Annotated in this window: 12 protein-coding genes; 7 read left to right on the forward strand and 5 right to left on the reverse strand. The window is 41.4% G+C overall.

The window, feature by feature from the left end; all coding sequences use genetic code 11:
- Positions 1-197: 197 nt before the first annotated feature.
- The 4 genes from KKB09_02975 to KKB09_02990 form a co-directional block, all read right to left on the reverse strand.
- Positions 198-1,037: a hypothetical protein gene (locus KKB09_02975; GenBank protein MBU4300159.1), complete on the reverse strand. Its 840-nt coding sequence runs from the start codon at positions 1,035-1,037 to the stop codon at positions 198-200.
- A gap of 255 nt (positions 1,038-1,292) precedes the next feature.
- Entirely contained in the window at positions 1,293-1,505 is a 213-nt protein-coding gene (locus tag KKB09_02980; protein ID MBU4300160.1) for a hypothetical protein, read from the reverse strand.
- 8 nt (positions 1,506-1,513) lie between these two features.
- On the reverse strand, positions 1,514-2,278 hold the full coding sequence (locus KKB09_02985; GenBank protein ID MBU4300161.1) for a segregation/condensation protein A: 765 nt from the start codon (positions 2,276-2,278) through the stop codon (positions 1,514-1,516).
- Positions 2,279-2,312: 34 nt separating this feature from the next.
- Positions 2,313-2,537 carry a winged helix-turn-helix domain-containing protein gene (locus KKB09_02990; GenBank protein ID MBU4300162.1) on the reverse strand — a complete coding sequence of 75 codons (225 nt, stop codon included), beginning with the start codon at positions 2,535-2,537 and terminating at the stop codon, positions 2,313-2,315.
- Positions 2,538-2,662: 125 nt separating this feature from the next.
- Here KKB09_02990 and KKB09_02995 point away from each other — a divergent pair, with 125 nt between their 5' ends.
- From KKB09_02995 to KKB09_03005, 3 genes are all read left to right on the forward strand, one after another.
- The gene (locus KKB09_02995; GenBank protein ID MBU4300163.1) at positions 2,663-2,809 is read left to right on the forward strand and encodes a hypothetical protein; all 147 of its coding nucleotides are present in this window, start codon (positions 2,663-2,665) and stop codon (positions 2,807-2,809) included.
- Between the two features lie 85 nt (positions 2,810-2,894).
- Positions 2,895-3,683 (forward strand): geranylgeranylglyceryl/heptaprenylglyceryl phosphate synthase, encoded by a 789-nt coding sequence (locus KKB09_03000; GenBank protein ID MBU4300164.1) that lies wholly within the window; start codon positions 2,895-2,897, stop codon positions 3,681-3,683.
- Positions 3,684-3,721: 38 nt separating this feature from the next.
- The gene (locus tag KKB09_03005; GenBank protein MBU4300165.1) at positions 3,722-4,006 is read left to right on the forward strand and encodes a hypothetical protein; all 285 of its coding nucleotides are present in this window, start codon (positions 3,722-3,724) and stop codon (positions 4,004-4,006) included.
- Positions 4,007-4,031: 25 nt separating this feature from the next.
- Here the strand turns inward: KKB09_03005 and mtnP are convergent, their stop codons facing one another.
- Positions 4,032-4,832: an S-methyl-5'-thioadenosine phosphorylase gene (mtnP, locus tag KKB09_03010; protein ID MBU4300166.1), complete on the reverse strand. Its 801-nt coding sequence runs from the start codon at positions 4,830-4,832 to the stop codon at positions 4,032-4,034.
- 50 nt (positions 4,833-4,882) lie between these two features.
- Between mtnP and mtnA the strand changes: the two genes are divergently transcribed.
- From mtnA to KKB09_03030, 4 genes are all read left to right on the forward strand, one after another.
- Positions 4,883-5,917 (forward strand): S-methyl-5-thioribose-1-phosphate isomerase, encoded by a 1,035-nt coding sequence (gene mtnA / locus KKB09_03015; GenBank protein ID MBU4300167.1) that lies wholly within the window; start codon positions 4,883-4,885, stop codon positions 5,915-5,917.
- 99 nt (positions 5,918-6,016) lie between these two features.
- Positions 6,017-6,247 carry a hypothetical protein gene (locus tag KKB09_03020; protein ID MBU4300168.1) on the forward strand — a complete coding sequence of 77 codons (231 nt, stop codon included), beginning with the start codon at positions 6,017-6,019 and terminating at the stop codon, positions 6,245-6,247.
- 10 nt (positions 6,248-6,257) lie between these two features.
- Positions 6,258-7,088, forward strand: coding sequence for a 3-hydroxy-5-phosphonooxypentane-2,4-dione thiolase (gene lsrF, locus KKB09_03025; GenBank protein ID MBU4300169.1), 831 nt, complete (start codon positions 6,258-6,260; stop codon positions 7,086-7,088).
- A gap of 192 nt (positions 7,089-7,280) precedes the next feature.
- Positions 7,281-8,264, forward strand: coding sequence for an alcohol dehydrogenase catalytic domain-containing protein (locus KKB09_03030; protein MBU4300170.1), 984 nt, complete (start codon positions 7,281-7,283; stop codon positions 8,262-8,264).
- Positions 8,265-8,432 lie beyond the last annotated feature (168 nt).

Below are 8,432 nucleotides of genomic sequence, written 5' to 3' on the forward strand. Positions count from 1 at the left end.
GACAAACGCGATAGAATCAATAACACGAAGTGACTAGTATGGCAATCAGTACATTGCCACCTTAAAAAGTATAAGCTTAGAAATAAAAATAATCTCCGGCCAATAGATAATGCCGGAAATACCATTTCAATACGCATATTGCATTATTATTAATTGCCTTTAATGGCGCCTTTTTATTCAATAATACTGCATTTCTCTTATTTCTCAGGACTTTCTCGCTTGTTCACTTTTTCCCAAATAAGGTCGAATGTCGGCTTTACAAAGTTTTGGGAAAAATGCTCAGAAGCAGACCAGAAAGCAACATCCTGTGTCGGATGTGTTTTTATATCATCAGTAAGACCGATTATGCTTGCATTACCGTTGACCATAAACATTCTTGTTGTCGGAACGCTCGCGCGTGATGTATCTCTAATCACTATCTTGCTGCCAAGAGCCTTAAGAGCATCAACATCGGATTTGTTTGCCGCAGATATCGGAGCTGCAACTCTCATAGTAACTCCTTTATCCAAAGCAGCCTTAATCAAATCAGCATGCTTGCCATTCAATTCTTTTAAGCCCACTTCTGATGTGAGTATGTCTATATTCGTATCTGCATTTTTAAGCATTGTACCGAGCTGTTGATGTATTGAATGCCTTCCTTTGAGCGAACCGGACATATCTGCAGCATCCACAAGATTAACGCCGGAAGAATGAAGCTTTTGCAACTCATTTAATGCATCGCTTTCCTTGAATTCCTCAATACGCTCAATCGCGTCTGCAAGGTCTGCCTTCATCTTGTTCTTTGCGCGATCAAGAGATTCTGAAGGAGAAACCGCCACATACTGCAAAGGCTTTGCATTCTTAATTATAACAAAACCTTTTTCTGCAAGCGATTCAAGAACATCATATGAACGGGACCGTGGAACTACAGCCATTTCTGAAAGCTCGCCAGCAGTCGATGTGCCGCGTGCCAGCAGAGCAGCATATAGCTTTCTCTCATAAAGATTAAGGCCGATTGCCTTCAACTTATCCATTGTTTTTTGGCTTACTATTGTCATTACATTCACCCAATATTTCAAAAATGATATATCTACTTAGGGTTTGTTCTATATATAGATTTGGTTTATTTAGATTTTTCTATTGATAACGCCGTAAATTTCGGCATATGTCGAACAAAGACATTATTAACGCACTCTAACAAAATACTTACTTGATAGTTGTTAAAATATATAAAGCTTTGTTTTCACTTAGAGGTCATACTAAATAGTAAAGAACTGCAAATATTTAAATAGTTTACAGAAGTTTAAAGACAACTATTTACTGTATTTATGTGTGCGCCTTTCCAAATCCGCGAGCTTGCGTGACAATTTCAAAGTCTCAGTACTTGAAAGAAGCTCAGGAAACCTGTTTGCTTTATCAAGAACAAATCGAAGCCTGTTGATTTCTTTTACATCAGAATCCCACTTCAACGAAACCTCTGTATCCATCACGCCTGTTTTTCCGGCAACCCTCTGTTTTATTTCCATAAATTGCATCATATCCCCTTCTCACATGTTGTTTTTGAAATAAATATCTCGCCAAAAAGCGTTGGCTGATTGCATATTATCCGCTCCTGGTTTGAAAGATGAAGCAATGAGCTGAAATTTTTTATTTTCTCTTCCGGCGTTGCAACTTTCTTCGCCGCAAAAAGAGTTGAAAACGCGATAACACCATCTTTTGCTTTTTCAATATAGGATATAACTGATTCGTAAACTTCTTCAATCTTTTTGGTTATATCTTCGCCTTTCAACTCTATGTTAAATATATGCCTTGCTGCGCGCCTATTTTGAACCTTCATGGCCTTGCCAAGCGCGTTTATAAGTTCTTTTATAGTGACGCGCCTTCGCGGTTCCCTTTTTAGCGGAATGTCCATTGCAGGAAGAATGAGCTGCTCGCCCGAGGACATTTCATCCTCAACTTCCGCATCAACTTCTTCAAGGGATACGGGCTCTTCATCAATCTGCTTAAGCGTTTCTGATTTTAAGCGATAAATTATGGCTGCGGCAAGTATGATTCTTGAAGGCGCCCGAAGATCACGCTTCTGAAGCGTCTGTATGAATGATGTAAACCGCTCGCTTAATTTTATCAAATCAACATCCCACGGATTCATGTCTCTTGTAAGGGAAAACAGCACATTTTCCCAGTCATCAGTTGATATGTATGTAAGAATTTTCTCAGATTCTGATTTGAACGAAAACTTCTCTTCCTGAATCAACTCCGGAACATCGGAATCCTTAAAATCAATATCCTCAACACCCATAACAACCATCATTTTCGCAACAATGAACATCAAATTATTCGCATATCCACCAGACAACTTTTTTTCTTCTTCCGACAGAACTTTCGCGCTTATTATTGAACACTCCTTGGCTTTTAAGCTTAAAACAATGCATATTTGCCGTTGACCATGAAATCCCTGTTTTTTTTGCAATTTCGTATGTAGAAAGAGGCTTCTTAGAGCTAAAAAGCACGTGCCTTATTGCAGAATCAAGAGTATCACTAGTTTTATCCCCCAGCATAATTTATCTCCCCTTTGTAATGTTTTCAGTTGATGCGATTATATATTGCATGCAGGGATATTTAAAGATTTTATGACGCCAACCTTTATAAAATCCCTTTTCAAAAGAGAGACTACGGTGAATGTATGGTACAGGCCTATTGTGTAAAATGCAAAGCAAAAAAAGAGATGAAAGACGCTAAAAGTGTAACGCTAAAGAATGGAAAACCCGCAACATCCGGTGTTTGCCCAACATGCGGCACAAAGATGTTTCGAATCGGTGCTGTAAAATAAACGCTCCGCATAGTAATTTTTTGAAGGGCGAAAGCCCTTCTTATTCTTATTTTTCATTATTTTGATTTTAATCTAGGTGTATCTCATGTCATTAAAAATCGGAAAAATTGAAACATATATTCATGAAAAACTGAAGGAAAACGGTGCGCTCCACTTCACTCTCGTAGATCCTGAAGATATGATAGAAGATCCAGAACATCTTAAGGCAATTGTCAAAACTGCCGAAAAGGCCGGAACAGATGCATTTATGGTCGGCGGCTCACTCGGCATTGCGCATTCGGATTCTTTCAAGGTGATGAAGCTGATAAAAGAGAATAGCAATCTGCCACTCATCATATTCCCAGGAAATGTAGACGGCGTTCTAAAATCGGCAGACGCGATATTTTTCATGAGCCTTCTCAATTCAAGAAACCCATATTGGATTTCCGGCGCACAGGCACTTGGAGCGCCGCTTATCAGAAGAATGGGCCTTGAAGCAATTCCGATGGCATACTTAATCGTAGAGCCAGGAGGAAGCGTTTCTTTCATAGGCGACGCAAAGCCGATTCCGCGGGACAAACCGGATATTGCAGCAGCATACGCCCTTGCAGGAGAATTTCTCGGCATGCGGGTAATTTACCTTGAAGCAGGCTCAGGCGCCCGTGTTGCAGTGCCTGACGAAATTATTGCAATGGTCAGAAAAGCAGCAACAGTGCCGATAGCTGTAGGCGGCGGAATAAAGACTGCGGATGTTGCTGCGCAAAAAGTCGCGGCAGGAGCAAGCATAATCGTCACAGGCACGCTGATTGAAGAATCTAAAGACCTTGGCGAGAAGTTGGGCGCGCTGATTAAAGCGGTTAAGGAAGAGGGGAAGAAGAAGGTTGCTAAAGCTTGAAATCGCAGTATTTAAATTTTGAAATACAAAAGAATGTTATGGAATCACATGCACCATATAAAAGATTACTTGAAAATCCTATAGAACGACAAAATTTATTACTTCTTAATTTAAGCAAAATTCCAAAAGTAACAGAAGAGAAATTATTTGCAATATACTGCTTAATCGAATCAGAATTTAACAAGGATGGAAAGACATTAGGCTATTCTTTTAACTATTCGTTTGGAAAATTGCGCTGCAAGGAACTCGAAAATGACCTTTTAACTCTCGCAATTCAAAGATATATAGACTATAATGACATTAGAGACGTTAAAGAAACATAACACCAAATTCTATAATTTAACCTTCTCAAATCAATGCGCCTTTCAATGCCGTTGCGCACGAGCATCCGCGCGTGTTCGGTATTTTCGCGATCGCTTCAACAAGCATCTTTTTGACTTTTGCCTCGTTCTGCTTCATTGTTGCCACGATTTCCTCGATGCTGACATTGTGATCCTTCCAGCAGTCGTAATCAGTGACCATTGCAATTGCGGCATAGCATATCTCGGCTTCGCGCGCCAAAACGCACTCAGGCACAAGCGTCATATTTATCGTGTGGCAGCCCCATGACTTGAAAAGAAAGGATTCCGCGCGCGTTGAAAACCGAGGGCCGTTGACGCAAACCATTGTGCCTTTTTCATGAATTGCAAATCCATGCGATTTTCCGGTTTCTATAAGCAGTTTTCTTAAATCAGGGCAGAACGGGTCTGCAACAGAAATATGGCAAACCTTACCATTATCGTAAAATGTCGATTGCCTTCCATGAGTCCTGTCAATAAACTGGTCCACAACAACGAGGTCGCCCGGCTTGTAGCTCTCCTGCAAAGAACCGACAGCAGTAGGCGCAAGAATATGCTTTACTCCAAGGCTTTTGAGCGCTGAAATATTTGCGCGCGAATTCACAAGATGCGGCGGTATTGCGTGCCCCGGGCCGTGCCTGTTCAGAAACGCGACTCTTTTTCCTGCAAGCGTGCCGATAACAATTTTTGAGCTCGGCTTGCCGTAAGGCGTATCAGGATAAACTTCTGTTGTGTCTTTCAGAAGCGCGGGGTCGTAAACTCCGGTGCCTCCAATAATGCCAATTTCTGCAATATCCGTATTTGTTTGCATACAACTTGTTCGCGCGCAAACAATTTATGCTTTTAAAACAATAGGGGTTTATGCAAGTTCAAGGCAAACATTACAGAACCGTCTGGATGGAAGGGAATTCTGTCAAAATGATAAACCAGCTTCTTCTGCCGCACAAATTTGAAATCGCGAGTTTAGCAACGCATAAGGATACTGCGCGCGCAATAAAAGACATGACTGTACGCGGCGCAGGCGCTATCGGAGTTTCGGCAGGATTTGCAATGGCTCAGGCGTTTATTGAATCAAATGACGCAAAATATCTCGAAGAGGCAAAAAAGCATATTGAATCGACGCGCCCTACTGCACAGAATTTATTTTATGCAACAAATCGTGTTTTAAATGCGGCAAAAAATTCAAAAGAAGCAGCAATTCTTGAAGCGCAAAAAATCGCTGACGAGGATGCAGAAAACTGCAGGAAAATAGGAGAACTTGGAAGCGCATTAATCAAAGACGGCGCGAAAATCGAGACACACTGCAACGCCGGATGGCTTGCATTCTCTGACTGGGGAAGCGCATTATCTCCAATTTATTTTGCAAAAAGACAGGGCAAAAAAGTGTTTGTCTATGTCGATGAAACAAGGCCGCGGCTACAGGGAATGCTTTTAACATCATGGGAACTTGAAAATGAAGGAATTGAGCATAAGATAATTCCGGACAATGCCGGAGCATTTTATATGTCGCAGGGAATTGACATAATGCTTGTAGGCGCGGACAGGATTGCTGCAAACGGGGATACTGCAAACAAAATCGGAACTTTTGAAAAAGCGATTATGGCAAAAGAATTCGGCGTGCCGTTCTATATCGCTGCGCCGACAACAACAATTGATCTAAAATGCGCTTCAGGAAAAGACATTCCGATTGAGGAAAGAAGCGAAGATGAAGTTCTATATGTTTCAGGAATTGATGATGGCGGAAGTGTACGAAAAGTCAGAATCGCGCCCCAGAATTCGCGTGCCTTAAACCCTGCTTTTGATGTGACGCCTGCGAAATACATTACGGGAATAATAACTGAAAAGGGGATAGTAAAGCCAAACAATGATGAAATAAAGCAGTTATTTGAACATTAAGTGTCTATGAGTGGTGTCTTAAAACCCGATGCGCCTGAAAACACACCTACAACGTTGACATTGCACTAAGCTTATATTTTTCTGATTTCAAATAAAAATATGCCTATTGAAGGACACACAGACTATAAAAAACGGGAATATTGCAACAGCATAAAATGCCCTGTTCAGTTGATAATGAATAAGAAGACGGACAGCTTAAACGAGTATGAGGAATTAAGAACTATATGCAAAAACAACTGCATTCACACAACTTATGAGTTTCATCATTGGCTTATTGAAAACGGATATTTATTGGTCCGGCCGGATAAAAAACAAAGCGAGAGTAATTGAGGCGATTTTAATGGATTGGGGAATGAAAAACAGGATTTCGAGAATAATAAAGCCAAAGACAGGCCGCTGCGTAATGCTTGCAGTTGACCACGGATATTTTCAGGGACCGACAACCGGCCTTCGAGACCTCGGAAAAACAGTCAATCCGCTTCTGCCATATGCAGACGCATTAATGATTACGCGCGGCGCAATAAAGACCTGGATACCTGCAGAAGCAGACATACCGATAATTCTGCGCGTCTCAGGCGGCCAGAGCATACTAAAAGAACTGTCAAATGAAATAATAACAACATCAATTGAGGACGCAATACGAATCAACGCATCTGCAATAACCTGCTCTGCCTATGTAGGTGGAGAGTATGAAAAACAGACGTTAGAGAATCTTTCAAAAATTGTGGATGAAGGAAACAAATACGGCATACCTGTTCTTGCAGTGACTGCTGTCGGAAAGGATTTGGTGCGCGATGCAAGATATCTTGGCCTTGCTTCAAGGATTTGTGTAGAGCTTGGCGCGCATATGGTCAAGACATACTACACCGAAAATTTCAGTGAAGTAGTTGAAGCATGCGGCAGCGTCCCTGTTGTGATTGCTGGCGGAAAAAAACAGCCTGAAAAAGAGGCGCTTGAGATGGCGCATAGCGCAATATCTGCAGGGGCTACGGGCGTTGACATGGGACGAAATATCTTTCAGAGCGACTCTCCGATTGGTATGATAAAAGCAGTAAGGGCAGTAGTTCATGACAAAAAATCCGTGGATGAAGCATACGCAATCTATGAAAAAGAGAAGAAAAAAAACGGAGAGAAATCATCCAATGTTGATGCGCCGCATGAAAAAGTGTAAACTGCTGATGCGTATGAAAGTCATCTCGTTTCATGGCGCTTACCGCGCCAAGCTTTTGAGGACTCCAGTTCCTCAAAATCGCTGCGCTCATTTTGAGCCATTCGCAAACTTCATTAGGCTAAAAAGCTTGAAAATCTTTGATTTTCATGACTCGAAGCTTTTCATTTTGCATTCTTCAGGAGGTGAAGCAAAATGAAAGTTGCAGTATATTACAAAAATAATGATGTGTGGATAGAAGAGCGGTCAAAGCCGGAAATATCCGACGGAGAAATTCTTGTTAAAATGAAAGCATCCGGAATCTGCGGAACTGATGTGATGGAATGGTACAGAATAAAGAAAGCTCCGCGCGTCCTTGGCCATGAACTGGCAGGCGTTATTGTTGAATCGAAATCGGATAAATACGCTATTGGTCAGCGCGTTTTTGTAAGCCATCATGTTCCTTGCAATGTATGCAAATACTGCAGAGCAGGAAATCATACTGCGTGCGAAACCCTGCATAATGGCAATTATGAGCCCGGAGGGTTCAGCGAATTTGTAAGAGTTCCGAAAATAAATGTTCTTTTTGGCACATATCTTTTGCCGGAAAATGTCTCTTATGAAGAGGCGACAATGATGGAGCCTATTGCATGTGTTTTGCGCGCCCAGAGAATAATGAATGTTGCTAAAGGGCAAATAGTTATAGTTATGGGTTCCGGAGTTTCGGGGCTTTTGAATATACTCATCGCTAAATTAAGAGGCGCAAAAGTTGTTGCGACAGACATCAACGAATACCGGCTTAAAAAAGCAAAAGATTGCGGCGCGGATAGTGTATTAAACGCAGGCGAAGAAATAACTGTCAAAGCAGAGCATATTATAATGTGCACCGGAGCAATGCCTGCATTTGAAAAAGCATTCAAATGCGCGGATAAAAAAGGGACTATTATGCTTTTTGCCATCCCAAAAGAGAATATTTCTATTCCAAATGCCGAGTTTTGGAGAAATGAACTAACCTTGATTTCAAGCTATGGTGCTGCGCCGCGCGATTTGGAAGAATCTTTGGAATTGATTAAATCCGGAAAGATAGATGCCAAAAGCTTGATAACTGACAGGTTTTCATTAGATGATGTTCAAAAGGGATTTGAAACGGCAACAGCGGCAAAAGAATCGCTAAAGGTTGTGATTATTCCAAATGCATGATATTCTGACTGCGCCAAACTTTCGTACATAAAGAAATTGCCTAAAATTTGCGCATCCGTTCGCGAACTCTGTTCACTTGCGTTCTCAGCTTTTGAGGACTCCTTCAATTCCTCAAAATTCGTTCGCTCTCGGCTTTTTCAACCATTCACAAACGTTATCGGGTTGAAA

This window comes from Nanoarchaeota archaeon, assembly GCA_018897155.1.
Classification (GTDB): domain Archaea; phylum EX4484-52; class EX4484-52; order EX4484-52; family LFW-46; genus LFW-46.

Bases quoted from the DNA above. Each gene is read 5' to 3' on its own strand.
- KKB09_02975 (MBU4300159.1), bottom strand. From the start codon at position 1,037: ATGACAATAGTAAGCCAAAAAACAATGGATAAGTTGAAGGCAATCGGC.
- KKB09_02980 (MBU4300160.1), bottom strand. From the start codon at position 1,505: ATGGAAATAAAACAGAGGGTTGCCGGAAAAACAGGCGTGATGGATACA.
- KKB09_02985 (MBU4300161.1), bottom strand. From the start codon at position 2,278: ATGGGTGTTGAGGATATTGATTTTAAGGATTCCGATGTTCCGGAGTTG.
- KKB09_02990 (MBU4300162.1), bottom strand. From the start codon at position 2,537: ATGCTGGGGGATAAAACTAGTGATACTCTTGATTCTGCAATAAGGCAC.
- KKB09_02995 (MBU4300163.1), top strand. From the start codon at position 2,663: ATGGTACAGGCCTATTGTGTAAAATGCAAAGCAAAAAAAGAGATGAAA.
- KKB09_03000 (MBU4300164.1), top strand. From the start codon at position 2,895: ATGTCATTAAAAATCGGAAAAATTGAAACATATATTCATGAAAAACTG.
- KKB09_03005 (MBU4300165.1), top strand. From the start codon at position 3,722: ATGGAATCACATGCACCATATAAAAGATTACTTGAAAATCCTATAGAA.
- mtnP (MBU4300166.1), bottom strand. From the start codon at position 4,832: ATGCAAACAAATACGGATATTGCAGAAATTGGCATTATTGGAGGCACC.
- mtnA (MBU4300167.1), top strand. From the start codon at position 4,883: ATGCAAGTTCAAGGCAAACATTACAGAACCGTCTGGATGGAAGGGAAT.
- KKB09_03020 (MBU4300168.1), top strand. From the start codon at position 6,017: ATGCCTATTGAAGGACACACAGACTATAAAAAACGGGAATATTGCAAC.
- lsrF (MBU4300169.1), top strand. From the start codon at position 6,258: ATGGATTGGGGAATGAAAAACAGGATTTCGAGAATAATAAAGCCAAAG.
- KKB09_03030 (MBU4300170.1), top strand. From the start codon at position 7,281: ATGAAAGTTGCAGTATATTACAAAAATAATGATGTGTGGATAGAAGAG.